General features: G+C 67.2%; 25 protein-coding genes and 2 pseudogenes. 24 read left to right on the top strand and 3 right to left on the bottom strand.

Annotated features, from left to right (window positions below; translation table 11 throughout):
- Nucleotides 1-201 precede the first annotated feature (201 nt).
- Nucleotides 202-609: pseudogene (locus tag FEI13_RS13395) on the bottom strand (MFS transporter); the annotation flags it as partial.
- A 56-nt stretch (nt 610-665) separates the two neighbouring features.
- Here FEI13_RS13395 and FEI13_RS13390 point away from each other — a divergent pair.
- Nucleotides 666-935 carry an Rdx family protein gene (locus FEI13_RS13390; RefSeq protein ID WP_138182017.1) on the top strand — a complete coding sequence of 90 codons (270 nt, stop codon included), beginning with the start codon at nt 666-668 and terminating at the stop codon, nt 933-935.
- Entirely contained in the window at nt 932-1,837 is a 906-nt protein-coding gene (locus tag FEI13_RS13385; RefSeq protein WP_240036527.1) for a DMT family transporter, read from the top strand. The genes FEI13_RS13390 and FEI13_RS13385 overlap by 4 nt, the downstream gene beginning before the upstream one ends.
- Here FEI13_RS13385 and FEI13_RS13380 read toward each other — a convergent pair.
- On the bottom strand, nt 1,828-2,517 hold the full coding sequence (locus tag FEI13_RS13380; protein ID WP_240036526.1) for an arylesterase: 690 nt from the start codon (nt 2,515-2,517) through the stop codon (nt 1,828-1,830). The genes FEI13_RS13385 and FEI13_RS13380 overlap by 10 nt on opposite strands.
- On the opposite strand from FEI13_RS13380, the gene FEI13_RS13375 reads away from it, so the two are divergent.
- The 12 genes from FEI13_RS13375 (at nt 2,516) to FEI13_RS13320 (ending at nt 17,525) form a co-directional block, all read left to right on the top strand.
- Nucleotides 2,516-3,232 carry an ABC transporter ATP-binding protein gene (locus tag FEI13_RS13375; RefSeq protein WP_138182016.1) on the top strand — a complete coding sequence of 239 codons (717 nt, stop codon included), beginning with the start codon at nt 2,516-2,518 and terminating at the stop codon, nt 3,230-3,232. The genes FEI13_RS13380 and FEI13_RS13375 overlap by 2 nt on opposite strands.
- Entirely contained in the window at nt 3,229-5,844 is a 2,616-nt protein-coding gene (locus FEI13_RS13370) for an ABC transporter permease (RefSeq protein WP_138182015.1), read from the top strand. The genes FEI13_RS13375 and FEI13_RS13370 overlap by 4 nt, the downstream gene beginning before the upstream one ends.
- A 9-nt stretch (nt 5,845-5,853) precedes the next feature.
- Nucleotides 5,854-7,281 (top strand): polyphosphate:AMP phosphotransferase, encoded by a 1,428-nt coding sequence (locus FEI13_RS13365; protein ID WP_138182014.1) that lies wholly within the window; start codon nt 5,854-5,856, stop codon nt 7,279-7,281.
- Nucleotides 7,282-7,398: 117 nt separating this feature from the next.
- Nucleotides 7,399-8,811: a hypothetical protein gene (locus FEI13_RS13360; RefSeq protein ID WP_138182013.1), complete on the top strand. Its 1,413-nt coding sequence runs from the start codon at nt 7,399-7,401 to the stop codon at nt 8,809-8,811.
- Between the two features lie 321 nt (nt 8,812-9,132).
- Nucleotides 9,133-10,401, top strand: a complete 1,269-nt coding sequence (gene glyA / locus FEI13_RS13355) for a serine hydroxymethyltransferase (protein WP_138182012.1) — start codon at nt 9,133-9,135, stop codon at nt 10,399-10,401.
- Nucleotides 10,402-10,667: 266 nt separating this feature from the next.
- A complete protein-coding gene (locus FEI13_RS13350; protein ID WP_138182011.1) occupies nt 10,668-11,456 on the top strand; it encodes a FadR/GntR family transcriptional regulator in 789 nt (262 codons plus the stop codon).
- Between the two features lie 81 nt (nt 11,457-11,537).
- On the top strand, nt 11,538-12,572 hold the full coding sequence (locus FEI13_RS13345) for a TRAP transporter substrate-binding protein (protein ID WP_138182010.1): 1,035 nt from the start codon (nt 11,538-11,540) through the stop codon (nt 12,570-12,572).
- A gap of 103 nt (nt 12,573-12,675) precedes the next feature.
- A complete protein-coding gene (locus FEI13_RS13340; protein WP_138182009.1) occupies nt 12,676-13,308 on the top strand; it encodes a TRAP transporter small permease subunit in 633 nt (210 codons plus the stop codon).
- A complete protein-coding gene (locus tag FEI13_RS13335) occupies nt 13,308-14,609 on the top strand; it encodes a TRAP transporter large permease (RefSeq protein ID WP_138182008.1) in 1,302 nt (433 codons plus the stop codon). Before FEI13_RS13340 ends, FEI13_RS13335 begins: the two co-directional genes overlap by 1 nt.
- A gap of 57 nt (nt 14,610-14,666) precedes the next feature.
- Entirely contained in the window at nt 14,667-15,815 is a 1,149-nt protein-coding gene (dgoD, locus tag FEI13_RS13330; protein WP_138182007.1) for a galactonate dehydratase, read from the top strand.
- A 73-nt stretch (nt 15,816-15,888) separates the two neighbouring features.
- On the top strand, nt 15,889-16,590 hold the full coding sequence (locus FEI13_RS13325) for a 2-dehydro-3-deoxy-6-phosphogalactonate aldolase (RefSeq protein WP_240036525.1): 702 nt from the start codon (nt 15,889-15,891) through the stop codon (nt 16,588-16,590).
- Entirely contained in the window at nt 16,587-17,525 is a 939-nt protein-coding gene (locus FEI13_RS13320) for a 2-dehydro-3-deoxygalactonokinase (RefSeq protein WP_138182006.1), read from the top strand. The genes FEI13_RS13325 and FEI13_RS13320 overlap by 4 nt, the downstream gene beginning before the upstream one ends.
- 228 nt (nt 17,526-17,753) lie before the next feature.
- Here the strand turns inward: FEI13_RS13320 and FEI13_RS13315 are convergent, their stop codons facing one another.
- On the bottom strand, nt 17,754-18,266 hold the full coding sequence (locus FEI13_RS13315) for a gluconokinase (protein WP_240036524.1): 513 nt from the start codon (nt 18,264-18,266) through the stop codon (nt 17,754-17,756).
- A gap of 330 nt (nt 18,267-18,596) precedes the next feature.
- Between FEI13_RS13315 and FEI13_RS19510 the strand changes: the two are divergent.
- The 10 genes and pseudogenes from FEI13_RS19510 to FEI13_RS13265 all read left to right on the top strand — a co-directional run.
- Nucleotides 18,597-18,725, top strand: a pseudogene (locus FEI13_RS19510) (HAD-IIB family hydrolase); the annotation flags it as partial.
- A gap of 175 nt (nt 18,726-18,900) precedes the next feature.
- Nucleotides 18,901-20,310 carry an MBL fold metallo-hydrolase RNA specificity domain-containing protein gene (locus FEI13_RS13305; protein WP_138182005.1) on the top strand — a complete coding sequence of 470 codons (1,410 nt, stop codon included), beginning with the start codon at nt 18,901-18,903 and terminating at the stop codon, nt 20,308-20,310.
- Nucleotides 20,311-20,495: 185 nt separating this feature from the next.
- Nucleotides 20,496-21,083 (top strand): rhodanese-like domain-containing protein, encoded by a 588-nt coding sequence (locus FEI13_RS13300; protein ID WP_138182004.1) that lies wholly within the window; start codon nt 20,496-20,498, stop codon nt 21,081-21,083.
- Nucleotides 21,084-21,163: 80 nt separating this feature from the next.
- On the top strand, nt 21,164-21,637 hold the full coding sequence (locus tag FEI13_RS13295) for a DsrE family protein (RefSeq protein WP_240036523.1): 474 nt from the start codon (nt 21,164-21,166) through the stop codon (nt 21,635-21,637).
- 29 nt (nt 21,638-21,666) lie between these two features.
- The gene (locus tag FEI13_RS13290; protein ID WP_106229806.1) at nt 21,667-21,858 is read left to right on the top strand and encodes a YgaP family membrane protein; all 192 of its coding nucleotides are present in this window, start codon (nt 21,667-21,669) and stop codon (nt 21,856-21,858) included.
- A 215-nt stretch (nt 21,859-22,073) separates the two neighbouring features.
- Nucleotides 22,074-22,985, top strand: a complete 912-nt coding sequence (locus tag FEI13_RS13285) for an MBL fold metallo-hydrolase (RefSeq protein WP_138182003.1) — start codon at nt 22,074-22,076, stop codon at nt 22,983-22,985.
- Between the two features lie 196 nt (nt 22,986-23,181).
- Complete coding sequence (locus FEI13_RS13280; protein ID WP_138182002.1) at nt 23,182-24,048, top strand: MBL fold metallo-hydrolase; 867 nt, start codon at nt 23,182-23,184, stop codon at nt 24,046-24,048.
- Between the two features lie 59 nt (nt 24,049-24,107).
- A complete protein-coding gene (locus FEI13_RS13275) occupies nt 24,108-24,527 on the top strand; it encodes a protein tyrosine phosphatase family protein (RefSeq protein ID WP_138182001.1) in 420 nt (139 codons plus the stop codon).
- Between the two features lie 59 nt (nt 24,528-24,586).
- A complete protein-coding gene (locus FEI13_RS13270; RefSeq protein WP_138182000.1) occupies nt 24,587-26,449 on the top strand; it encodes a SulP family inorganic anion transporter in 1,863 nt (620 codons plus the stop codon).
- A complete protein-coding gene (locus FEI13_RS13265; protein ID WP_138181999.1) occupies nt 26,446-26,637 on the top strand; it encodes a YgaP family membrane protein in 192 nt (63 codons plus the stop codon). The genes FEI13_RS13270 and FEI13_RS13265 overlap by 4 nt, the downstream gene beginning before the upstream one ends.
- The last annotated feature ends 24 nt before the right edge of the window (nt 26,638-26,661 follow it).

Raw genomic sequence — 26,661 nt, 5'->3', positions numbered from 1 at the left:
CTCGGGCAGGCGTTGCGCACTGGCAGCGGCGGCCAGCCCATCAGGGCCAGCACGGCCAGCAGTCCGGCGCTGCCGAGCCACTGGGCCAGCAGGCCCACCAGGCCACCCACGGCCAGCAACAGCACGCCGGTGAGCGTATTGGAGAGTGCCACATAGAGGGCCCGGTTGTCGGCCCCGGCCATATCGACGACATAGGTCTTGCGCCCCACCGAGGCCGCCGTGGCCGAACAGGGCCAGCAGGGCGAGCAGGCCCGCGGCGATCGCCTGGAGGGTGCCGCCGAGCACCCAGACCCACTTGCGCTCGGGCTTCAGGCGGATGAAGCCCGCGATGAACACCTGAGGCAGCAGCGCGCCGGCCTCGCGGATCGGTACCAGCAGGCCGACCATCCACAGCGGTGCGCCGATCATCCCCAGGAGCCAGGGCAGCACCAGCCGGGCGCTGGAGAGCTCGTCGGCCAGCTTGTTGCCCAGCGCGGCGGCGAGGTGCAGGAAGAAGTTGCGCGGCTGCTCCCGGCAGGCCTCGTCGGGGATGTCCCGACACATCCGGCTATCATCATCGCCGGTGAGCCACTCAGAGAGGCGGGTCTGGCTGATCTCGCGGGCGGCCATCACGACTCCCTGACTGTTATCATCGACGTCTTCATTGTCGCGACACCCGAGGTCCCATGTCACGCATCAGAATTCACTACTGTACTCAGTGCCAGTGGCTCTTGCGCAGCGCCTGGTACGCCCAGGAGCTGCTGTCGACCTTCGGAGAGGACCTCGACGGCGTCGAGTTGGTGCCCTCGCACGGCGGCTATTTCGAGATCTTCCTCGACGAGGTCTCTCTCTGGGAGCGCAAGCGCGACGGCGGCTTCCCCGACATCAAGGCGCTCAAGCAGGCGGTACGCGATCGCCTCGACCCCGACCGCGATCTCGGACACATCGACCGATGAGGTCGGCGATCGCGCACTCGGATCGCCAGGCGATGCTCTTCGGCCTGGGCGCGGTGGCGCTCTGGTCCACCGTGGCCACCGCCTTCAAGGTCGCACTCACCTACATGTCGCCGCTGGAGCTGATGTGGCTCGCCTCGCTGGTCTCCTGGGCACTGATGGGCGTGCTGGTGGCGCGACAGGGCCTGCTGGGCCAGGCGCTCAAGCACGGTTGGCGCACCGCGGCCTGGGCGGGGCTGATGAATCCGGTGGCCTACTACCTGGTGCTCTTCGCCGCCTATGATCGCCTGCCGGGCCAGGAGGCGATGGCGCTCAACTACACCTGGGCGCTGGCGATGGCCTTCCTGGCCGTGCCGCTGCTGGGCCAGCGCCTCACCCGGATGGACGTGATCGCCGGGCTGATCGCTTACGCGGGGGTGTGGGTCATCGCCACCCGCGGCGCGGTCTTCGACGTGGCCTTCGCCGATCCCCTGGGCGTCGGCCTGGCGCTCGCCTCGACGCTGCTCTGGGCGCTCTACTGGCTGCTCAATGTACGCGATCACCGCCCGGCGCTGGTCGGCCAGTGGCAGAACTTCAGCGTCGGAGTGCCGGTGCTGACGCTGTTGCTGCTGCTCGGCCCCGGCCTCGAGTGGCACGGCTGGGCGGGGCTCGGCGCCGGGGTCTACGTGGGGCTGTTCGAGATGGGCATCGCCTTCGTGCTCTGGCAGCTGGCCGTGCACAAGGTGTCGCGCACGGCGAAGGTCTCGAACCTGATCTTCCTGTCGCCGCCGGTCTCGTTGCTGATGCTGTTCTTCATCGTCGGCGAACCGATCCTGCCCTCCACCCTGGTGGGCCTGGTATTGATCCTGGGTGGTCTGGGGCTACAGCAGTGGCAGAAGAGCCCCGTGTCGGCGCCTCAATCCTGAGCGATCGCGGTCGGCGCCACGCCGTTCTCCTCGAGCAGCGGCGCGAGCGCCGGCCAGATGTTCTCCAGGATCCGCGGCTGGGCGGCGGCGGTGGGGTGAATGCCGTCGTCCTGCATCAGGTCGGCCTCCAGGGCCACGCCCTCGAGCAGGAAGGGCACCAACGACAGGTCATGCGCGTGGGCGAGCCGCGTGAAGACGCCGGTGAAGGCGTCGCGGTAGGCCTGCCCGTAGTTGGGCGGGATGTCGATGCCGAGCAGCAGCACCTCGGCCTCCGCCGCCTGGCTGGCCTCGATCATCGCCGCGAGGTTGGCGCGCATCTGCCCCGGCGGCAGGCCGCGCAGGCCGTCGTTGCCGCCGAGCTCGAGGACAACGATCTCCGGGCGGTGCTGTCGGAGAAGGTCGGGAAGCCGGGCGGCGGCGCCGCTCGAGGTCTCGCCGCTGATGCTGGCGTTGACGACGCGCGCCTTCCCGTCCAGGCGGGCCTGCAGCAGACTGACCCAGCCGGCTCGCTGCTCGATGCCGTAGGCCGCACTGAGGCTGTCGCCCATGACCAGCACCACCGGGCGCGACGCCGCCAGCGCCGTGGCATCTGCCAGCATCAGCAGTAGCGCCAGCCATAGTGCGGAGAGTGTCAGCGCCGCCTGCCGGCCCAACGCATTCACAGGGAAGCCCTTCGCCATGTCCATCTCCTCTCGCCCGGGTATCGATCCGATTCTACACGCCGACGCGCTCTCCAAGCAGGTCGAGAGCGGCGAGCGGCGACTGACCATTCTGAGTGGTCTCTCCCTCTCGGTGTTCCCCGGCGAAAGCGTGGCGATCCTCGGCCAGAGCGGCGCCGGCAAGTCGACCCTGCTGGGGCTGCTGGCGGGGCTGGACACGCCCAGCGGCGGAGAGCTGTCACTGTTCGGCCAGTCGCTTGGCGCCCTCGACGAGGATGGCCGCGCCTCGCTGCGTGCCGGGCGGGTGGGCTTCGTGTTCCAGAACTTCCAGCTGCTGCCCACCCTGACGGCGCTGGAGAACGTGCTGCTGCCGCTGGAGCTCTCGCCGAGCCCGGGCGCCGAGGCGCGGGCCCGGGGCTGGCTCGACCGTGTCGGCCTCGGCGAGCGCCTGGATCACCTGCCGAAGCAGCTCTCCGGGGGCGAGCAGCAGCGCGTGGCCCTGGCCCGGGCCTTCGTCACCGGGGCCGAGCTGGTGTTCGCCGACGAGCCCACCGGCAACCTGGATCCGGTCACCGGCGAGCGCATCATCGAGGCGCTCTTCTCCCTCAACCGCGAGGCCGGCACCACCCTGGTGCTGGTGACCCATGATCACGCCCTGGCGCGGCGCTGCGATCGCTGCCTGCGCCTGGAGGGCGGCCGGCTGGCCGAGATGGCCCCCGAGGAGGTGATGGCATGAGGCGTACCGCCTGGCCGACCCTGCTGCGCCTCTCGGCCCGCGGCCTGATTCGCGACCTGCGCGCCAGCGACGTGAGGGCCCTGGCGCTGGCCCTGGCGCTGGCCGTGGCGGCCTCTACCATGATCGGCTTCTTCCTCGACCGTCTCGACCGCGGCCTGACCCGTCAGGCCGGCCAGCTCTCAGGCGGTGACGTGGTGCTGGAGCAGGGGCGGCCCTTCGATGACGAGATCCGCCAGACCCTCGAGGACGCGGGCCTGACGCTCTCCGACCAGGTCGACATGGTCTCCATGGTCAGCCGCGGCGACGCCTTCCAGCCGGCCAGCCTGAAGGTCGTCGATAGCGTCTATCCCCACTACGGCACGGCTCGGGTCGATCGCGGCGACGGCGTCGAGGCGCTGCCCCGCGGCCCGGCGCCGGGCGAGGCCTGGGTGGCGCCGCGCCTGGCGCTGCTGATGGAACTCGAGGTGGGCGACCGGATCCGCCTGGGGCAGACCGAGCTTGCGGTCGGTGGGATCATCGAGCGCGAGCCCGACCAGTCGGCCGGCTTCGGCAGCTTCAATCCGCGGCTGATGATGCATGTCGACGACCTGGACGCCACCGGCCTCGTCCAGGAGGGCTCCCGGGTGGAGTTCGAGCTGCTGGCCGCCGGCAGCGCCGAGGCGGTGGCGCGGGTCGAGCCGCTGCTGGAGCGGTTGCGTCGCGAGGGCGTCGAGGTGCGCGACGTGCGTCGCGACCGCCCCTCCCTCGGCAACGCCCTGGCGCGGGCCGAGAAGTATCTGGGCCTGGCGGGGCTCGCCGCCGTGCTGCTGGCCGGGGTGGCCGTGGCCATGTCGACTCGCCGCTACGTCGATCGCCACCTCGATACCGCGGCGCTGCTGCGCTGCTTCGGCGCCACCCAGCGGGAGCTGCTGCGGCTGTTCGTGCTGCAGCTGGCGTGGCTGGCGCTGGCGGCCTCCGCGCTGGGTGCCCTGCTGGGCCTGGTCGGGCAGGCGCTGCTGGTGCGGCTGCTGTCGACTTTCCTGCCGTTCAGCCTGCCCGCCCCGGGGATGCTGCCACTGTGGCTCGGGGTGTTCACCGCCCTGGCGGTGCTGGCCGGCTTCGCCGGGCCCACCCTGCTGCGCCTTAAGCGGGTCAGCGCCCTCAAGGTGCTGCGCCGCGAGCTCGACCCGTTGCCGCCCTCCGCCTGGCTGGTGGTGGGCGTGGCGGCGCTGGTCTTCGGCGGCCTGCTGTGGCTCTACTCCGGCGACTTGGGGCTCGCGGCCGGCCTGCTGCTCGGCGGCCTGGTGATGCTGGTGGTGCTCTGGGGGCTCGGCGGGGGGCTGCTGGCCTTGGTGCTGCGTGCCACCGCGCGCCTGCCTCGGGAGAGTGGCAAGGCGGAGGGGCTGATCACGGCCGTGCGCCTGGGCGGCCAGCAGCTGGCGCGGCGTCGTCGGGCGAGTCTCGGCCAGTTGCTGGCCTTCTCGGTGACCTTCTTCGCCGTGGCCATGATCGTCCTGGTGCGCGGTGACCTGCTCACCACCTGGCAGGCCCAGCTGCCGGAGGACACGCCTAACCACTTCGCCATCAATATCCAGCCCCAGGAGCGGGATGCCTTCGAGGCGGCCCTGGCCGGCGCCGCGGATGCGCGCAGCGCGCTCTACCCCATGGTCCGCGGGCGCATCAGCGCCATCGACGGCGAGGTCCCCCAGGAGGCGGTGCCGGCGGAGTCGCGCGGCGACAACGCCCTGCGCCGCGAGCTCAACCTGACCTGGCGCGAGACCCTGCCCGAGGGCAACCGGGTGGTGGCCGGAGAGTGGTTCGAGGCCGATGCGTCTCGCGCGTCGGCCGGCTGGCTCGACGAGGTCGCCGCCGAGCCGCGCCCGGCGGCCCACGCGTCGATTGCCGGCGACTCGGCGGTGCCGATCTCCGTGGAGGACGGCCTGGCCGCGCGTCTCGGCCTCGACCTCGGGGATCGCCTGACCTTCACCATCGGCAGCGACGAGGTGGTCGGCGAGGTGACGAGCCTGCGCAGCCTCGACTGGGAGAGCTTCCGGCCCAATTTCTTCGTGATCTTCCCGCCCGGGGTGCTGGAGCGTTTCGGTCACAGCTTCATCACCGCCTTCCATCTCGGCGATGACGATCGCGACCTGCTGCGCGAGCTGGTGCGCGAGTTCCCGGGCGTCACCCTGCTCGACGTGGAGGCGATACTTGGCCAGGTGCGCGAGGTGCTGACCCAGGTCACCCGGGCGGTGGAGCTGGTGCTCGGCTTCGTGCTGCTGGCCGGCATCAGCGTGCTCTATGCAGCGTTGACCGCGAGTCTGCCGGTGCGTGCCCACGAGAGCGGCCTGCTGCGGGTATTCGGCGCCGGTAATCGGCTGCTCTCGCGGATGCAGGCGGCCGAGTTCGCCGTGCTCGGCTTCGCCAGCGGCCTGATGGGCGCCCTGCTGGCGGAGCTCGCCGCCGCCGGGATCTATCTCGCCTGGTTCGACCTGGCGCCGCGCTTCCACTGGGGGCTGTGGCTGACCCTGCCGGTGGTGGGCGCCGTGCTGATCGGCGTCATCGGCCACCTGCTCTCCCGGGGCCTGCGTCGCCAGGCGCCGGCGGCGAGCCTCGGCCTGCTCGGCGAGGCCTGAGGCGTGTCCATGACGACCCACACCCTGCGCGCCCGCCTGCTCGAGGCGCAGCTCGACCTCGCCCGTCACCGCGAACGGGCGGTGGTTGTGCTGCTGACCGGCCACGCCGTCACCCACAAGGGGTGGCTCGTCAACGAGCTCGATCACTGGCTGGATAACCGCCACACCGAGGTGCACGCCCTCGCGCCCAGCAGCGAGGAGCAGGAGCGCCCCTACTGGTGGCGCTACTGGCGCCGCCTGCCCGACCGCGGGCGGATCGGCATCTTCATCCACGGCTGGTACGGCGATGCTCTCTTTGCCCGGGCGGAGCGGCGCCTCTCGCCGGGGGGCTTCCGGGATCGGCTGGCGGAGATCCGCGCCTTCGAGGCGGGGCTCGCCGCCGAGGGCGTGGTCCTGCTCAAGTTGTGGATGGATATCGAGCGTCCCGTCCAGCGCCGCCAGCTCCAGGCCCTGCAGGCCGATCCGGTCCGCGCCTGGCAGCTCGGGGTCAGCGACTGGCAGCGCCATCAGCAGCATGGCGTCATCGACGCCCTGGGGCGCGAGATGCGCGAGGCCACCGCCGGTGAGCATGCGCCCTGGCGCCGGCTCGCCTTCCGCGACCCGGCGGCGCAGCTCGAGCAGCTGGCGGGCCTGGTCCACGAGACCCTGATCGCACCATCGACCCCGCCCCGTACCGTGCCGGAGACGACGCTCGACGAGGCCCCGGATCCCCCCTCGATCCGCCGCGCCGAGCCTCGGGTGGCGGCGCCCATGAAGAAGGCGAGCTACGCCGCCGCGCTGGCCGAGGCCCAGGGCCGGCTGGCCCGCAACGCCCGAGAGGTGGCCCGCCGGCGCATCCCGGTGGTGCTCGCCTTCGAGGGCCTCGACGCGGCGGGGAAGGGCGGCGGCATCCACCGTGTCACCGCGGCGCTGGACGCCCGCCAGTACCGGGTTCATCGCATCGCTGCCCCCAGCGACGAGGAGCGGGCACTGCCCTGGGCCTGGCGCTTCTGGCGTCGCCTGCCGGCCGATGGGCGCATCGCCATCTTCGATCGCAGCTGGTACGGCCGGGTGCTGGTGGAGCGGATCGAGGGGCTGGCCCCCGAGGCGGCGTGGCGGCGGGCCTATACCGAGATCCGTGAGTTCGAGCGCCAGCTGCTGGCCCACGGCGCCGTGCTCGGCAAGCTGTTCCTCTCCATCAGCCAGGAGGAGCAGCTGCGCCGCTTCGAGGCGCGGGCCGCCACGCCCCACAAGCGCCACAAGCTCACCGACGAGGACTGGCGCAACCGCCGGCGCTGGGAGGACTATCGGGTGGCCATCGACGAGATGTTCGCCCGCACCCAGGTGCCGGGCGCCGAGTGGGCGCTGGTCGCCTGCGACGACAAGCGCGTCGCGCGCCTCGCCCTGTTCGAGCAGATCAATCGTCGGCTGGAAGCACGCCTGGCCGCGCCGTGCTGAGCCTGGCCCGGGCCCGCGCGAAGCGACTAGACTGCCAGTTCACTGCATTCCCCTCCCTGCGTTCCACACTCCCTACTTCCCCCAACTTCCATTCCCCCAGGTTCGAGAGGTGTTGCCATGCGTTCGATGTCCCGCCAGGCCCTGCTGGCCGCGCTGATACTGTCGATCTCCCTGCCGGCGCTGGCCGATGAGCGCGGACCGACCGAGCGCGGCCCGACCGAGCGGCTGGAGGCCGACCTGCGCGCGCTGTTCGCCGATGAGGGCACGCTCGAGATCGGCGAGGTCGAGGAGGCGCTGATTCGCGACCGAGTCACCGCCCACGATCTGCATTTCGCCGGCCCCGATGGCCAGCAGCTGTGGCTCGATCGCTATATGGTCAGCGGCGACTACGACCGCCCCGACGAGGTGCGCATCGAGGGGATTCGCCTAGAGACGCCCGGTCGCGAGCAGTCGCGGCTCGTCGCCGAGACGCTACTGCTCGACACCCCGTCCCGAGCGGTCCTGCCTCTGCACGAGGAGACCTGGCCGGCGGATGTCACCGTTGACGGGCTCACCGTCGAGGCGCTTTCCGCCGAGTTCGACGCTCAGGCGTCGGAACAGGGCGCCAGAACAGACCGCGGGCGGATCACCGTCGAGCGCCTGCAGGCCGCGGGGGTGAGCCGCGACGCCCTCGACGTCCTGGAGATCAGTGGGGTGAAGGGCAAGGCCGCGGGCGATGACGAGTTCGGCAGCGGCACCTTCGCCCTGGCCTTCGCCCGGGTGGAGGGACTGCGCGGCCTCGAGGGCGCGGCAGAGGAGCGTGAGCTGGATCGCCTCGAGGTGCGCGACCTGAGCCTCGATTTCGATCGGCTCGTGGCGTCCCTGTCGTCCCTCGAGGCCGATGGCGACATGACCGACGGCGAGGGGGGCTTCCGGCTCGAGGCGCTGGAGCTCGACCTGGCGCGAATGATCGCCCTGGCCCCGGAGGCGGAGCGCACTCGGCTGCGCATGCTCAGCAACGTGCTGACCGATGGCAGCGGACGGCTGCGCCTCGACGCCGACTCCTCCGGGCGCTGGGAGTCGGGCGACGCCGCCAGCCGGCTGCTGGGCGAGCTGACGCTCACCGCCGAGGAGGCCTTCGGCTGGGCGCTGGACGCCGACCTGCCGGTACGCCTGCCCGAGGGCGTGGTGCCGGCCGACTACCTGGCCCGCATGGAGAGCCTGGAGGGGGTGACCCTGCTCGGCGGTCGGATCGACGCCACGCTCACCGATCTGGGACTCTTCGGGCGCTTGCCGACGATCATGGCGGCAAGCCAAGGCCTCAGCGAGGCGGCTTTCCTGGAGCAGGCGCGCACCCAAGCCCAGGGTTTTGGCATGATGCTTGGCCCGGAGATCGAGGCGTTCTTCACCGGCCTGGTGGCGATGATGGCGGGCGAGGCCAGCGAGCTTGCCATCGCGCTGACCCTGCCCGCTGAGAGCGAGCTCGAGGCGCTCTCCGCCGATCCTCTGGCGCTGCCGGAGCGTCTGGAGATGCGCGTGGAGAGCCGCTGAGCCGAAGCCACTGCCCGGGTGCCGGGCGCTTGAACGACCCGGCGGTGGCCCATGATCGCAGGGCTATCGCCGTTAGCTCGGCCTCGAAAGCGGAAGGCGCCGGGGACAGGTCGAAGAGGGGGGCCGGAGGCCAGGGAAGGCGGAGGTAGCGTACAGGGAGGTATTCACAGCGCCCCCTCGAAGGCCTGTCGCCGGGAAAGCCTTGAGCGATGTTGCCAACGGCGATAGCCCTGCCCATGATCGCCTTTCATGTGAAAGCCGCCGGGGCCTGGGGTATCATGTGTCCCCCCAGATTCTCCCGTGATGCGAGGTTTCCCGCCGATGTTCAGCCGTGACATGCAGATTGCCGGTTTCGATGACGCCCTGTTCGATGCGATGCAGAAGGAAGTCGCTCGACAGGAGGCGCACATCGAACTGATCGCCTCCGAGAACTACGCGAGCCCGCGGGTGATGGAAGCCCAGGGCAGCCAGCTGACCAACAAGTACGCAGAAGGCTATCCCGGCAAGCGCTACTACGGCGGCTGCGAGTACGTGGACATCGTCGAGCAGCTGGCCATCGATTACGCCAAGGAGCTGTTCGGGGCGAGCTACGCCAACGTCCAGCCGCACTCCGGCTCCCAGGCCAACGGCGCCGTCTTCCAGGCGCTGGTCAAGCCGGGCGACACCATCCTCGGCATGAGCCTCGACGCCGGCGGTCACCTGACTCACGGCGCCCGGCCCAACTTCTCCGGCAAGCACTACGAGGCGATCCAGTACGGTCTCGACGACAGCGGCCTGATCGATTACGAGGAGGTGGCGCGCCTGGCCCGCGAGCACCAGCCGAAGATGATCATCGCCGGCTTCTCCGCCTACTCCCAGATCATCGACTGGGCCAGGTTCCGCGAGATTGCCGACGAGGTGGGCGCCTACCTGCTGGTCGACATGGCTCATGTGGCCGGCCTGGTGGCCGCCGGGGTCTACCCGACGCCGCTGCCCCATGCCCACGTGGTCACCACCACCACCCACAAGACCCTGCGCGGCCCGCGCGGCGGCCTGATCCTCTCCGCCGAGGGTGACGAGGCGATCGAGAAGAAACTGCAGTCCGCAGTCTTCCCGGGTGGCCAGGGCGGCCCGCTGGAGCACGTCATCGCCGCCAAGGCGATCTGCTTCAAGGAGGCCATGGCGCCCGAGTTCAAGGCCTACCAGCAGCAGGTGGTCACCAACGCCCAGGTCATGGCCGGGGTGTTCATCGAGCGCGGCTTCGACATCGTCTCCGGCGGCACCGAGGATCACCTCTTCCTGCTCTCGCTGATCAAGCAGGGCCTGACCGGCAAGGATGCGGACGCCGCCCTGGGCCGCGCCCACATCACCGTCAACAAGAACGCCGTGCCGGGCGATCCGCAGAGCCCCTTCGTCACCTCGGGCCTGCGCATCGGCACCCCGGCGGTGACCACCCGCGGCTTCGGTGAGACCGAGTGCCGCGAGCTGGCCGGCTGGATCTGCGACATCCTCGACGTCATGGCCGCCGGGGATGACACCGCCGCCATCGAGGCCGAGGTGAAGGCCAAGGTCGAGGCGGTCTGCGCACGCCTGCCGGTCTATCGCGACTGAGCCTCAGGGCGCCTGCCCGACCTCTACGCAGTACATGAAGCGCCCCGGCCACCGGCCGGGGCGTTTTTTGTGGGTGCTGGTGACCTGGCTCGGTGGCTCTTGTTTGGTCTGTCGTTCGCCCTGGCCGATATTCCGCCTCGCCAAGACGCACCGACGGGCGGCAATGGTAAGAACGCGACCATTGTCTAAAGGCACTATGTCCGTTGTTGGTTGATGCTATGTCAGACATAGCATTTCAACAAACATACACGTCGGGCAGCTTCATCATGGGCCAAGCACCTTCCACCTCAAGCGGTCGTGCCTCACGGCCGGATATCGCCGAACAGCTGGCCGAGGCCATCTTCGGCGGTGTCTACGCGCCGGGCGATTTCGTGCCCAAGGAGCTCGACCTCTGCGAGACCTATGGCGTGAGTCGCAGCACCGTGCGCAGCGCCCTGCAGTCGCTGGTGGCGGCCGGCATGATCAAGCGGATCTCGGGGCAGGGCAGTCGTGTCCAGGAGCTGGCGCAGTGGCATCTGCTCGACCCAAGGGTCAGCGACTGGATGGCGCGTTTCGCCCAGCCTAATCCGCGTATCCGTCGCGAAATCTTCGCCTTTCGAGTGGCGGTGGAACCCTTCGTGGCCCGTCAGGCGGCCGAGCATGCCACCGGGGCCGACCTGCATGATATCGAGGCCGCCTACCTCGGCATGATCCAGGCGCTCGAGGCGCCCGATCACTGTCATCAGGGCATCAGTCACGACGACTATGACGTGGCCTTTCATGAGGCGATCTTCTCGGCCACGCACAACTTGCTGTGGGCGCAGATCAGCCATGTGCTCAAGCCGGCGATCGCGCTGCTGGTCGAGACCTCGAACCACAGTGCCGACGAGCTGCAGGACAGCATGGAGCGCCATCGCCGGTTGATGGAGGCCATTCGCCTGCGTCGTCCCGACGAGGCCGAACAGGCCGCCCTGCGTGTGCTCGAGCGCACCGGGCTGGACCTGGGCATCGATAGCATCTTCACCACGCCGCTTTCCCACTTGCGCCTGCCGGGTGCATTGCCGCCCGTGTCATGACGACGTGATCGGGCCGACCGCGGTGCCTTCGCGTACCGAAAATAACAACCTCACTTTTCATCGATGACGAGGAATCGCACCATGCAAAATGTCACGCCTCTCAAACCCTTCGCCCTCAAGGCCCTGACCGCGGCCGTGCTCGGCACCCTGGCCTTCGGCGCCCAGGCGGCGGAATACGAATGGACCTTCCAGACATCGGAGACCTCCGGCGAGCCGCAGTTCGAGCTCAAGAAGGCCTGGGCCGAGAACGTCAACACCATGTCGGGGGGGCGCATCGAGATCGAGATCCTGCCGGTCAATGCGGTGGTGGGGGCGACCGAAACCCTGCAGGCGGTCAGCGCCAACATCCTCCAGGGCCACCTGACCGATCCGAGCTATTTCTCCGGTCAGAACCCGGCCTTCGGCATGATGGGCAACCTGGTCGGTGCCTGGGGAGACCCGGTGGAATTCCTCGACTACATGAATTACGCCGGCGGCGAGGAGATCTACAACGAGCTGGCTGAGCCCTATGGCGTGCACCTGATCGGGGCGGCGGCCACCGGCCTCGAGGCGCTGCCCTCCAAGCGCCCGATCCGCTCCGTCGAGGACCTTCAGGGCCTCAAGCTGCGTGCGCCTCAGGGCATGGTCTACAACATCTTCGAGAAGGCCGGCGCTACCCCGGTCAACCTGCCGGGCTCCGAGGTCTATACCGCCCTCGAGAAGGGCGTGATCGATGCCGCCGACTATACGGTCTTCGCCACCAACTATGACCAGGGGCTCTACGAGTTCGCGCCCTATCCGAACTATCCGGGCTTCCACTCACTGCCGATGGTCTCGGTGTCGCTCAACAAGGATATCTGGGATGGGCTGCCGGCTGACCTGAAGGCCATTCTCGAAACCTCCGTCGACAGCATGTCCTACGAGATGGTGGCCATGCTCAAGGCACGTGACATGGCGGCGGTGAAGAAAGTGAGCGAGAATCCGGACATCGAGATCATCGATATGCCGGCCGACGAGCGTGCCAAGTTCCGCAATATCGCCAAGGAAGAGTGGGCGGTCTGGGCCGAGAAGAACGAGATCACCCAGAAGTACTACGACTCCGTGGTGACCTACCTGCAGGATCACAATCTCATGTAACCCGCCCGGGGCCGTGACTGAGTTCCCGGCCCTGCATCGGCAGCATCGCCACCGAGCGCCCGGTGGCGGTACTGCCGTTCCTGTTCAAGTGAGAGGAAACGTCATGTCTCGACCCACCCGTCGCCACGAGGCGGCCGGCGTGACGCACGATGACGAGCGCATCGCCGCCACCGCGAGTGAGCCAGAGTCCAGCAATGGCGATCCGGTCCGCGGTGTCTTCGATCGTGCCGTGATGCAATGTGCTCGCGGCGCCGCCTGGCTGGTGTTCATCGCCATGGGCATCAGCGTCTTCGAGGTCATCATGCGCTATGGCTTCAACTCGCCCACCTCGTGGGTGCATGAAAGCGTGGTCATGCTGGTGGCCGTCAGCTTTGCTCTCGGGGGGCCCGCGGCCCTGGCCAGCAACCAGCACATTCGCGTGCGGGTGCTCTACGACCAGGTCGGGCCTCAGTTCAAGATCTGGCTGGATCGCTTCAACGACATAGTGACGCTTGGGTTCTGCCTGACGATGAGCTATGCCGCCTTCGTGATGTTCTGGGATGCCTCCCATAATCCGTTCGGCGAGTGGTCGCTGGAGCGCTCGGGCACCTCCTGGAACCCGCCATTTCCGGCCATGGTCAAGGGCGTGATCATGATCGCACTGTTCATCATGTGCGTGCAGGCCTTTATCCATGTCGTTCAATCATTGCGCGGCAAATCCGTCACGGTCGCGCCCCATGACAAGGGGGCCGAATAATGGATATCGCCGACGCAACGCTATTGATGGTCGGGGCGATCTTCGCCCTGCTGGTCACCGGGCTGCCGCTGGCCTTTATCACCGGCCTGGTGGCACTGATCTTTACCTTCGGCTGGTTCGGTGGCAACGCCTTGCCGCTGGTCACCAGCCGGGTGTTCGGCTTCGTCACCGAGTATTCGCTGGTGGCGGTGCCGATGTTCGTATTGATGGCCTCGTTACTGGATCGATCCGGCATCGCCAAGGATCTGTTCAACGCCATGCGGGTCTTCGCCGGCCGCCTGCCGGGCGGGGTCGCGGTGCAGACCATCGTGGTGGCCTTCTTCCTGGCGGCGCTGTCGGGCATCATCGGCGGCGAGATCGTACTGCTGGGTATCCTGGCGCTGCCACAGATGCTGCGCCTGGGCTATGACAAGTACCTGTCGATCGGCGTGGTCTGCGCGGGCGGGGCCTTGGGCACCATGATGCCGCCCTCGATCGTGCTGATCATCTACGGCCTGATCGCCAGCGTGTCGATTGCCGACCTGTTTACCGCCGCCATCACCCCGGCGGTGATCCTGATGGGCTCCTACATCGCCTATGTGCTGGTGCGCTGCCTGCGCAACCCGAGCATGGGTCCGCCGATGACCGATGCCGACCGCGACGAGGGCTTCTCCAACCGCTGGCAGGCGCTCAAGGCCATCATGGTGCCGGGGCTGATCGCTTTCATGGTGCTGGGCTCGATCTATGGGGGCGTGGCCTCGGTGACCGAAGCCGCGGCGATGGGCGTGTTCGGGGTACTGCTGGCGATCCTGCTGCGCGGTGAGTTTTCCCTGAAGACGCTGCACGGCAGTCTCGGCCAGACCATGACCACCTGCGGCATGATCATCTGGATCGGGATCGGTGCCGCGGCGCTGGTCGGGGTCTATAACCTGATGGGGGGCAACCGCTTCATCTCGCAGCTGATCCTCGGCATGGAGGTCGAGCCGATCGTGATCCTGCTGGTGATGATGGCGATCCTGCTGGTGCTGGGCATGTTCCTCGACTGGATCGGGGTGGCGATGCTGGCCCTGCCGATCTTCGTGCCGATCGTCGTCGAACTGGGCTACAGCCCGATCTGGTTCGGCATCCTGTTCGCGGTCAACATGCAGGTCTCCTTCCTGTCGCCCCCGTTCGGCCCGGCGGCCTTCTACCTCAAGAGCGTGGCGCCCGCCGGCATCAGTCTCAAGGATATCTTCGTCTCGCTGCTGCCGTTCATCGCCATTCAGCTCTGTGTGCTGTTCGCCCTGCTGTTCTTCCCCGACCTGGCCATGTGGCTGGTCTAATACCCAGCGGGGCAGTCTCTGTTCGACTGTCCCACTGGGCCCGTTAACGGACTCCCTATGAAGATTACCAAGCTGAAGACCTGGCAGGTGCCGCCGCGCTGGCTGTTTCTCAAGATCGAGACCGACGAGGGCTGCTACGGCTGGGGCGAACCGGTGGTCGAGGGGCGTGCCGCCACCGTGGAGGCCGCCGTTCACGAACTGGCCGACTACCTGGTGGGCCAGGATCCCCATCGCATCGAGCATCTGTGGAATACCCTCTACCGGGCCGGCTTCTACCGTGGTGGCCCGATCTTGATGAGTGCCATCGCCGGCATCGACCAGGCCCTGTGGGACCTCAAGGGGCGTGATCTCAACGTGCCGGTCTACCAGCTTCTGGGCGGCAAGGTGCGTGACAAGATGCGCATGTACGCCTGGACCGGTGGTGATCGGCCCGGCGATGTGGGGGAAGGGGCCAGCCGGCTGGTCGAGCAAGGCTTCACCGCCTTCAAGATGAACGGTTCGTCGGAAATGCAGATCGTCGATTCGCATCGCAAGATCGACGAGGCGGTAGGGCGGGTCGCCGAGGCCCGCGAGGCGGTCGGTCCGGACGTCGGCATCGCCATCGACTTCCATGGTCGTGTACATCGGCCGATGGCCAAGTCGCTGCTGCGCGAGCTGGAGCCCTACCATCCGATGTTCGTCGAGGAGCCGGTGGCGCCCGAGCACCTCCCGTGCCTGAAGCATATTGCCGGGGGGCTCGGTTATCCGCTGGCCACCGGCGAGCGGCTGCACACTCGCTTCGAGTTCCGCGACCTCCTGGCGGAGGGCATGATCGACATCGTTCAGCCTGACCTGTCGCATTGCGGCGGCATCAGTGAGGGCATGAAGATCGCCACCCTGGCCTCTTGCCATGACGTGGCTCTGGCCCCGCATTGCCCGCTGGGGCCGCTGACGCTGGCGGCTTCGCTGCATGTCGATGCGGTGAACCACAACGCCTTCATCCAGGAACAGAGCATGGGGATCCACTATAACCAGGACAATGACGTGCTCGACTACCTGGTCGACAAGTCGGCCCTGTCGATCAAGGACGGCTTCTGCGCGATTCCGCAGGGGCCGGGGCTGGGTGTCGAGATCGACGAGGCGTTCGTCGAGGCGCGCGCCAAGATCGGCCACCGCTGGCGCAATCCGGTATGGACCCATGAAGACGGCAGCATCGCCGAATGGTGATCGGGTGCCGGCCGCGCGCGACCCGATCCACGCATCGCCACACCGACGCGAGAGCGTCTGCAGCGAGGTAGTCATGAACACTAAGTTGATGAACAAGACGCACCAGGCGGCGCTTCACGCGGCCTTTCGCGAGTTGCCGCTGGTGGCGATCCTGCGCGGCATCAATCCGCAGGAAGTCGATGCCATCTTCGATGCGCTGGTCGAGGCTGGCATCAAGCTCATCGAGATTCCGCTGAATTCGCCGTGTCCCTGGGATAGCCTCGAGCGCATCGCAAGGCGTTGCCCGCCAGACGTGGTGATTGGCGCAGGCACCGTGCTGACGGCCGATGCCTGCTCGCGGCTGGCGGAGCTCGCGGCGCCGCTGGTGATCACCCCCAACACCGATGCGGCGGTGATTGATGCGGCAGTGGAGCAGGGCCTGGTACCGATGATCGGCTGCCTGACGCCCAGTGAGGCGCTGGCGGCCGCCAGGGCCGGGGCAACGGCGCTCAAGCTATTTCCTGCCGCGCGGATGGGCATTGGCTATTTCAAAGATCTCAAGGCCGTGCTGCCAGCCGAGCTGCCGGTGTTTGCGGTCGGCGGCATCGATACTTCCAACATGCTGGAGTGGCTGAATGCCGGCGTCGACGGGTTCGGGCTTGGCGGCAGCATCTACCGCACCGGCTGGTCGGCCGCCCAGGTCGGCACGGCGGCCAATGGGTTGATCGCCGAATATCATCGTGCCTGTGAAAGCCTGGCCACCGCCGAAGGGCTCGAGCGCGAGGCCGACGCATGAAGGAAGCTGCCACATCGCGTCGCCTGATCGCCATCGACTGGGGGACCAGCAACTTTCGCGCCTTCCTGGTCGATCGTGACAGCGGGGCCTGCCTGGGCAGTCGCCGCTCGGATGCCGGTCTGCGTTCGATGACCAGTCGCGAGTACCCGTACTATTGCGCCGCGCAGGTCGATGACTGGCGCGACGATGCCCAGGTGCCGGTCTATCTGGCCGGCATGGTGGGGGCCAGGCGGGGCTGGAGCGAGGCACCACAGCTCGAGCTCCCGGTCGATGCCTCCGCCCTGGCGCGGCATGTGGTGGCGGCCCCAGGGATGGCCAATGCCTGGATCGTACCGGGAGTGAAGGTAGTGCGGGATGCCCACGTCGATGTGATGCGCGGCGAGGAGGTCCAGGCCTTCGGCGCCTTGGCGCTGGCCGGCCGGCAGGATGCCCTGTGCTGCCTGCCGGGCACCCACAGCAAGTGGGCGACACTGACCGGCGGGCGGCTGGTCGACTTCACCACCATGATGACCGGCGAGCTCTATCATGCGGTGTGCTTTCATACTCTGCCGGGCGAACCCGCTCGCGAGGCCTCACGTGAGGGTGGCGAGGTGGATGTCGTCGCCTTTCGGCAGGGCGTGCAGGTGGCAGGGCATCCGGCGGGCTTGCTGCATGCGCTGTTCGAGGCACGTAGCCGCTACCTGTATGCCGGGCTCGAGGGCGAGCAGGTGGGCAGCTTTCTCTCCGGCGTGATGATCGGTCACGAGGTGCGCACCCAAGTGGCGCTGCATGGCACGGACACGCCGGTGATGGTGGTCGGGTCTTGTGCGCTCAATCACCTGTATCGCCTGGCGATCGACTTCATGGGGGGCACGGTGCGCGAGATCGACAGCGATCATGCCACCCTCGCCGGCATCTGTGCCCTGGCCAGCCGCCATCAGCAGGGGGGCGACTGAACTGGCCATCGATAGTATGGCGGAGTCGTGGTGATACCGTTGGGAGGTAAGCCATTCCTGATTCAGGTGACGATTGTTGCCTGATATTGTTCTGTTGTTATGTGATTTTTCTGCGATATTGCACTGTTTTTTTCTATTTGCCCTTCTTTCTTTTCTCGGCTGTTATTGAAATTTCTGTTTATCCTTTTTGCTTTATATTCATCATATTGCCTGGTGATAGCCATCCAGCTAGCGTGCTATACGGGAAAGAAAAATCTCGATTATTCTGTTGGGGCTCTGGCGGATATCGAGGCTGATCGCCTCATCGCCGCCGGGCTTTTCTAGGTCGTGAAGCTGGCTGTCCAGCATATTCTCGCCGGCAAAGAAGTGTCCTGCCCGTCCGCCTAGCCTCTCCAGGAGTATTTCCCGGCTGCCATCTAGATAGAGAATCTTGAGCCCAGGTGCGCCCTGGCGAAGAGCATCGCGATAGCGTCGTTTCAGGGCCGAGCAAGCGATGACGAGGTCCTTGCCCTGATCGTGATGCTGCCGATAAAGGCCGGCCAGGGTGAGCAGCCAGTCTTCACGGTCGCTGTCGTTGAGGGGGGCGCCGCGAGACATCTTGGCGATGCTGGCCGGGCTGTGATGGTCATCGGCATCGATAAAGTCGGCATGCAGTGTGCTGGCCAGCAGGCTGCCGATGTGGGACTTTCCAGAACCGGATACACCCATGACAAGCAGTGAGAGTGGTGACTGATTGATCATTGGCTTACCTGATAAAATGTACGAAAATGGTGGCTAAATAATAGCGAATATCTGGTGATGTTGGCTAGCGTAAATCGATGGATTGGCTAATGCGTGAGCGGCCTTTGTCCAGTGACGATGTCCGCTGTCAAGGCATGCTGCCAGCATGGGAGTGCTGCGCACCATCACGGCGCACCATGGTGGTGCGGTCCCATCTCTATTTCTGGTGCGGTGACGTTGCCGAGGCCCGTGAAAGGGTCATATGTCCCCGTGGCAGGGCGCTTTCGATACGCTCTGGCGCGCCTCTTGCTTGGGGCATGACGAGTCCACCACCCTGGAGCCGGACCCGCCATGCCCTCCTCAGCCGCTTCGCCATCCGCGTGCCCGCCCCGCCTCGTCTTCACCGACCTGGATGGCTCGCTGCTCGACCACCACAGCTATGACTGGTCGCCGGCCCGTGCCTGGCTCGCCCGGCTGGAACCGCGTCAAGGCGGCCATTCCCGACCTGCCGGAGCGCCTGTCCCAGGCGGTGGAGCTAGACCACGCCGGGGAGGTCTAGCCGCGTCGGCGCCGACATATCGCGAATCCGTTATGCTGAGGGCAGAGGGGCCTGCCTCGAGCGTGCCCCGCCACGCCAGACACCGGGAGCGAGACCATGTCGACACTGACCTTCCAGGGTGCGGTCAAGGAAGTCACCGGTTCCCGCTACCTCCTCGAGGTAGACGGCGATCGCCACACGCATCGGCTGCTGCTGGAGTGTGGCCTGCACCAGGGCGGCGGCGATGCCGACGAGGCCAACGCCAGATCCTTCGGCAAGCTGCCCCGTGAGCTCGAGGCGGTGGTGCTCTCCCACGGCCATCTCGACCACTCGGGGCTGCTGCCGAAGCTCGTCCGCGAGGGGTATGACGGGCCGATCCACTGCACCCGCGGTACCCGCGACCTGCTGGAGATCATGCTCCAGGACGCGGCCTTTATCATGGCCAAGGATGTCGAATGGGAGAACAAGTGGCGCCGCCGGAACGGCAAGCCGCTGGTCGAGCCGCTCTATGAACTGGACGACGTGGCGCAGACGCTATCGCTGTGCGAGACCCACCCCTATGGTCAGCCGACCCGGCTGCCGGGCGGGGCGACCCTGGTGTTCCACGACGCCGGCCATATCCTCGGGTCGGCCATCGTAGAACTCGGCGTGCCCTCCGGCGGGCAGCAGAAGCGGCTGGTCTTCTCGGGAGATCTGGGCAATCCCAGCTCGGTACTGATGAAAGATCCCCAGAAGCTCTATGACGCCGACCTGGTGCTGATGGAAAGCACCTATGGCGACCGCGACCATCGGCCACTGGAGGAGACCCTAGAGGAGTTCGCCCAGGTGCTGGAAGAGGCTCACGAAGCGGGCGGCAACGTGCTGATTCCTGCCTTCGCCGTAGGGCGCACCCAGGAGATCCTCTACCATCTGAGCGTGCTCTATCACGAAGGGCGCCTGCGCCAGCAGATGGTGTTCCTCGACAGCCCCATGGCGATCAAGGTCACCGAGCTCTACCACCGCGCCCGCAAGGCCCTGGATCCCGACGACCTCAAGGTGCTCAACGTGGCCGCCAGCGGAGACACCAGCCAGTACCTGCCGATCCTGCGCATGACGCGCACGGTGGAGGAGTCGATGGCCATCAATCGCCTCCATGGCGGGGTGATCATCATCGCCGGGGCGGGGATGTGCAACGGCGGGCGCATCATCCACCATTTCCGCTACAACCTGGAGCGAGCCGATACCCGGCTGGTGATCGTGGGCTTCCAGGCCGCGGGCACGGTGGGGCGCCAGATCGTCGACGGCGCCGAGCGGATCCGCGTGCTGGGTCGGGACCTGGCGGTCAAGGCGAAGGTCCATACCATCGGCGGCTTCTCCGCTCACGCCGGTCAGACCCAGCTGCTGGGCTGGGCCGGGGCCTTCCGCAACCGGCCGCGCTTCTATCTGGTGCATGGCGAGCCTGGCGCCCAGCAGGCGCTGCAGGCGGCTCTCGCCCGCAGCGACATCGCGGCCGAGATTCCCGCCTACGGTGACCGTATCGAGCTCTGAGCTGGCCCACGCAGCGATGCGCTTCGCTGGCTCACCCTGATGGTCTCCTCCGGCTGCCCATTGTCCTCCTTGCTCCCGCCACGTTGACCTGAATCAAGGTGCGTCCAGATGCCTCATGCAGACGATGCGGCATTGGACTAGACTTCAGTGCTAAAGTAAAAGTTATTTGCTTAGAGGGTTTTGTTATGAAAATGACGCACCTGCTGGCCGGTTCCCTGCTGGCGGCGACTCTGGTTGCCGCCCCGGCACTGGCCGAGGAAGAGGTTCCCGCCTACCGGGAGACCCAACTGGGGCTCTACGTCACGGCGAGCGAGGCCCATGAACTGATGCAGGAGAACGAGAAGGCCGTGCTGATCGACGTGCGCGACCCCATCGAGATCAAGTTCACCGGCTTCGCCGAGCCCACCGACATCCACGTGCCCTGGGTGCTGGCCGATCGCGACAACTTCGACGAGGAGGCGAAGACCTGGCCGATGGTCAGGAATGCTGACTTCGAGGCTCAGGTGCGCGCCGAACTGGAGGCCCTGGAGGTAGCCGAGGACGACCCGATCATCGTCATGTGCCGCTCCGGCTCCACCCGCAGCGCCCCCGGCGCCGACGTGATCGCCGAGATGGGCTACAGCCAGGTCTATTCGGTGACCGATGGCTTCGAGGGCGGCAAGCTCGAGGAGGGTGACTCCAGGGGCGTGCGTGCAGTCAATGGCTGGCGCAATTCCGGACTGCCCTGGAGCTACGAGATCGACCCCGATGTGGCCTGGCGCCCGGCTGAATAAGCGATTTTAACGAGGTCGTGCTCGGTCACGTCCGAGCAGGCTTGCTCCCACGATCGACCCCAATGAATCGAGGTAACACCATGAGCTTCAAGACGACCCTTGGCGTAGCCGTTGCCGCCGGTGCCATGAGCCTGGGCACCGCTGCCCTGGCCGATAACCACGGCGGCGACGAGCCGCAGGACCGGGCCCTGGTGATCCTCACCAGCGACTCGCTGCAGACCCAGGGCATGGCGATGATCCTCTCCAACGCCATGCAGCAGCAGGGCACCGACCTGCATATCCTGCTCTGCGACGCCGCCGGCCACCTGGCCGTCGAGGGCTATGAAAGTGCCGAGGCGATCAACACGCCCCCGAGCAATCCGGCTGGCCAGGTCAAGCCGGAAGGCATCCTGCAGATGCTGATGGAGAAGGGCGCCCAGGTGGATGTCTGCGCGATCTATCTGCCCAACAGCGACCTGGGCGAGGACAACCTGCGCGAGGGCGTCGGCGTGGCCGCTCCCGGTCCGATGGCCGAGATGATGCGCGACCCGTCCATCCCCGTTTACAGCTTCTGAGCGTCCGAAGCGAACCCAAGGAGTCCGTCATGAAGAGCAACGTGGGCGGTATCGACAAGATTGCCCGTATCGTGGTCGGGGCCGTGCTGATCCTGCTGGCCCTGACCGGCACCATCGGCGTCTGGGGCTGGATCGGCGTGGTGCCGCTGGCCACCGGCCTGTTCAACTTCTGTCCGGCCTGGAAACTGCTGGGTATCAATACCCGCAAGCCGAACAAGTAGGCAGCACGGCTCGGGACGGTAGTGTTCCACAAGGCGCCTGCGACCTCCGGGTTGCGGGCGCCTTGCGTTGGGGCGAGCAGGCCGCTTCCGGGGCGGCCTGGAACTATCGCGACCATGCACGGCCTCAATCGGTGTATAGAGAATAATATGCTAAGGTTATTCCGAATTCGGTAATCACCGCCCGGTCGAGGCCGGGCGCCATCAGGAGGTGACCCATGAAGACCTTCGCCCTCTCCCCGAGCAGTGGTGCCGGCACTCCCGACGTGGCCGGTTTCTTCGACCCGCGCACCTTCAGCGTGCAGTACGTGGTCAGCGACCCGGCGACCCGCCAGTGCGCGATCATCGACCCGGTCCACGACTTCGACGAGAAGTCCGGCGCGACCGCCACCCACCACGCCGACGAGCTGCTGGCCTACGTCAAGGACCAGGGGCTCCAGGTGCAGTGGATCCTCGATACCCACCCCCACGCCGACCACTTCTCCGCGGCGCAGTACCTGAGTGAGAAGACAGGCGCCCCCACTGCCATCGGCGAGAAGGTGGTGGAGGTACAGAAGCTCTGGAAGGAGCTCTACCACTGGCCCGACTTTCCCGCCGACGGCTCGCAATGGGATCGGCTGTTCGCCGAGGGCGACTCCTTCCGCATCGGCGAGCTGGAGGCGCGGGTAATGTTCTCGCCGGGCCATACCCTGGCCTCGATCACCTACGTGATCGGCGATGCCGCCTTCGTCCATGACACCCTCTTCCAGCCGGACTTCGGCACCGCCCGGGCTGACTTCCCCGGCGGCGACGCCCGCCAGCTGTGGCGCTCCATCCAGGCGATCCTGGTGCTGCCCGGCGCGACGCGGCTGTTCACCGGCCACGACTACATGCCCGATGGTCGCGAGCCGCAGTGGGAGAGCACGGTGCGCGAGCAGCGCGAGACCAACAAGCATCTGGCCGGCGGCGTCACCGAGGATGACTACACGGCAATGCGCGACGAGCGCGACAGCGAGCTGCCGATGCCCAAGCTGATCCTGCACTCCCTGCAGATCAACACCCGGGGCGGCCACCTGCCGGAACCCGAAGCCAATGGCAAGCGCTACCTGAAGATTCCATTGGACGCCCTGGAAGGCGCCGCCTGGGAGTAAGTCTCTGCCACCGCTCGATGCGCCTTCGGTCTATTGGGCCTATCGACCCATGTCTGGCTCGAGGCCTGAATAGCCTTCGAAGGACATCTATCACAGTACAGTCTTTTTATGCTTAAATAATCTATTCTTAGAACATAAATTTGCTTTAAGCTGTGATCATCGCTGCAAGACAGCACACAGACGGAGAGCGTTTACCATGTCTCATCCCATCGTGACCCACTTCTTCGACGAGCCCACCAACACCTTCAGCTATGTGGTGCAGGACCCCGACAGCAATGCCTGTGCGATTCTCGACTCGGTGCTCGACTTCGACTATGCCGCCGGGCGCACCGATGTGCGCTCCGCCGACGAGATCATCGCCTTCGTGCGTGACAACGGCCTCGAGGTGGTGTGGATCCTCGAGACCCATGTCCATGCGGACCACCTCTCCGCCGCGCCCTACCTACACGAAACGCTGGGCGGCAAGACTGGCATCGGCGCCAACATCACCGTGGTGCAGGACGTCTTCGGCAAGGCCTTCAATGCCGGCACCGAGTTCGCCCGCGACGGCAGCCAGTTCGACCGCCTCTTCGAGGAGGGCGATACCTTTAGCATCGGTCAACTGGAAGGACGGGTGCTGCACACCCCGGGTCACACCCCGGCTTGCCTGACCTACGTGATCGGCGATGCCGCCTTCGTCGGCGACACCCTCTTCATGCCGGACTACGGCACCGCCCGCTGTGACTTTCCGGGCGGCGACGCGCGCACCCTCTACCGTTCCATCCAGAAGGTGCTGGCCCTGCCGGGCGAGACCCGTCTCTTCCTGTGCCATGACTATAAGGCGCCGGAGCGCGAGGAGTACCAGCACGAGACCAGCGTGGCGGAGCAGCGTGCCCACAACGTGCATGTCCACGAGGGGGTCAGCGAGGAGGCATTCGTGAAGATGCGCACCGAGCGCGATGCCACCCTCGGCATGCCCCGGCTGATCCTGCCCTCCGTCCAGGTCAACATGCGGGCCGGGCACATGCCGCCGGCCGAGGACAACGGCCAGGTCTATCTCAAGGTGCCGATCGACAAGTTCTGAGGCCGGGTCGTCTCGTCGACTGACGCCTCACGCACATGCCATCCCCCACAGGAGTGCCCATGCAGATCCAACCCCTCGAAACCGGCTTCGCCATCGCCGATGCCGTGACGCCCGACGATATCGACGAGGTCGCCCGTCGTGGCTTCCGCTCGGTGATCTGTAACCGCCGTCCCGGCGAGGCCGAGGACCATCCCGACGACAGGCCCCTGCGAGATCGGGCCGCCACGCTTGGCCTTGCGTGGCGCTGTATTCCCGTGACGCCGGGTGACTATGCCGAGGCCGACATCGAGGCCTTCGGCGAGGCGTTGGACGATCTGCCCTCGCCGATCCTGGCCTTCTGCAGGACCGGCAAGCGCGCCGTGCATCTCTGGGCTCAGGCCCGCAGCCGCGAAGCCGGTTGCGACATCCCGGCTCTGCTGGCCGCGGCTCACGCCGCCGGCCACGATCCGCAGCCGATCCGCGAGATGCTCGAGGTCTGACCGTCGGGCGCCCCGCTCGCCGCGACTGAGCCGGGTTCACTATTGATGATGAGATGCCCATGACCCCTTCTCGCTGGATTCCCCTGATCGGCTGGCTGCACGGCTATCGGCGCGACGTCCTGGCGCGTGACCTGGTGGCGGCGGTGATCGTCACCCTGATGCTGGTGCCCCAGGCGCTGGCCTATGCCCTGCTGGCGGGGCTGCCCCCGGAGGTGGGGCTCTACGCCAGCATGCTGCCGCTGGTGCTCTATGCCCTCTTCGGCACCAGCGCCACTCTGGCGGTGGGGCCGGTGGCGGTGGCCTCGTTGATGACCGCCTCGGCGCTCTCCGGCATCGCGGCGCCCGGCAGCGCCGAGTATGTCGGGGCGGCCCTGGTGCTGGCCGCGCTCTCCGGGCTGGTGCTGGTGGGCATGGGCCTGCTGCGTCTGGGGTTTCTGGCCAACTTCCTGAGCCACCCGGTGATCTCGGGTTTCGTTACCGCCTCGGGCATCCTGATCGCCGCCAGCCAGCTGCGCCACGTGCTCGGCGTGGAGGCGTCCGGCCATAACCTGCTGGAGATGGGCGCGGCGCTGTTCGCGGGGCTTGATGACATCAACATCATCACCCTGGCGATCGGCCTGGGGGTCTGGGGCTTTCTTCTGGTGTGCCGGCGTCATCTCAAGGGCGGCCTGAGGCGCCTGGGGCTGTCGGCGACGGTCGCCGACCTGGTGGCCAAGGCCGCGCCGGTCTCGGCGGTAATCGTCACCACCCTGCTGGCCTGGGGGCTGGGGCTCGGCGAGCGAGGTGTGGCCCTGGTCGGCGAGGTGCCGAGCGGCCTGCCGAGCCTGGCGCTACCGAGCCTGGATCCCACGCTGTGGTCAAGCCTGCTGCCGGCGGCGGTGCTGATCAGCCTGGTGGGCTTCGTGGAGTCGGTCTCGGTCGCCCAGACCCTGGCCGCCAAGCAGCGCCAGCGCATCGATCCCAACCAGGAGCTGATCGCGCTGGGGGTGGCCAATCTTGGCGCGGGCACGAGCGGCGGCTCCCCGGTCTCCGGGGGCTTCTCGCGCTCGGTGGTCAACTTCGAGGCCGGCGCCGCCACGCCGCTGGCCGGCGCCTTCACGGCGCTGGGCATTGCCGTGGCGACCCTCACCCTGACCACTCCCCTGGCCTTCCTGCCCAAGGCGACGCTGGCCGCCACGATCATCGTCGCGGTGGGCACCCTGATCGACCTGCCCGCCATCAAGCGCACCTGGGCCTACTCCTGGGCCGACGGCGTGGCCATGCTGGCCACCCTGATGCTGACCCTGGTCCATGGCGTGGAGAGCGGCATCCTGGTCGGCGTGGTACTGTCGCTCGGCCTGCATCTCTATCGTACCAGCCGCCCGCATAGCGCCGTGGTGGGACGGGTGCCGGGCAGCGAGCACTTTCGCAACGTGCGTCGCCACACGGTGGAGACCGACGACCGGCTGGCCATCCTGCGGGTCGACGAGAGCCTCTACTTCGCCAACGCGCGCTACCTCGAGGATACCGTCATGGAACTGGCGGCTCGCCAGCCGGGCCTGGCGCATATCGTATTGGCCTGCCAGGCGGTCAACGTCGTCGACGCCTCGGCGCTCGAGAGCCTGGAGGCGATCAATGGTCGCCTCAAGGACGCCGGCGTCTTCCTGCACCTGGCAGAGGTCAAGGGGCCGGTGATGGATCGCCTGAAGCATACCGAGTTTTGCCGCGAGCTCACCGGGCATGTGTTCTTGAGCACCTACGACGCCTGGCGCGCGCTTCACGACGAGCGTGCGGCCGAGACGTCCCCGGTGGCCTGCGGCGGGGCCGGCCTCGCCGGCGGCGCGCCGTCACCCTCACCCTCACCCGATTCGGGGCGCTGCCCCATCACCGGAAATGCCCCCGTTCGAGAGTGTTTTCGCGTACACCGAGGAGACTCACCATGACCCACAATGTCGGCGGTATCGACAAGCTCGCCCGCATCATCATCGGCGCGGTGCTGATCGGCCTGGCCATCACCGGCCAGATCGGGGCCTGGGGCTGGATCGGCCTGCTGCCGCTGGTCACCGGCCTGCTCAACACCTGTCCCGCCTATCGCCTGCTGGGCATCAGCACCTGCAAGCGGCAGCAGTGAACACTCCCTCACCCTTTCTGGAGG

The organism is Halomonas urmiana, assembly GCF_005780185.1.
Classification (GTDB): domain Bacteria; phylum Pseudomonadota; class Gammaproteobacteria; order Pseudomonadales; family Halomonadaceae; genus Halomonas; species Halomonas urmiana.
The sequence above is the reverse complement of the archived record's forward strand: the minus strand, read 5'-3'. Positions and strand labels throughout refer to the sequence as shown.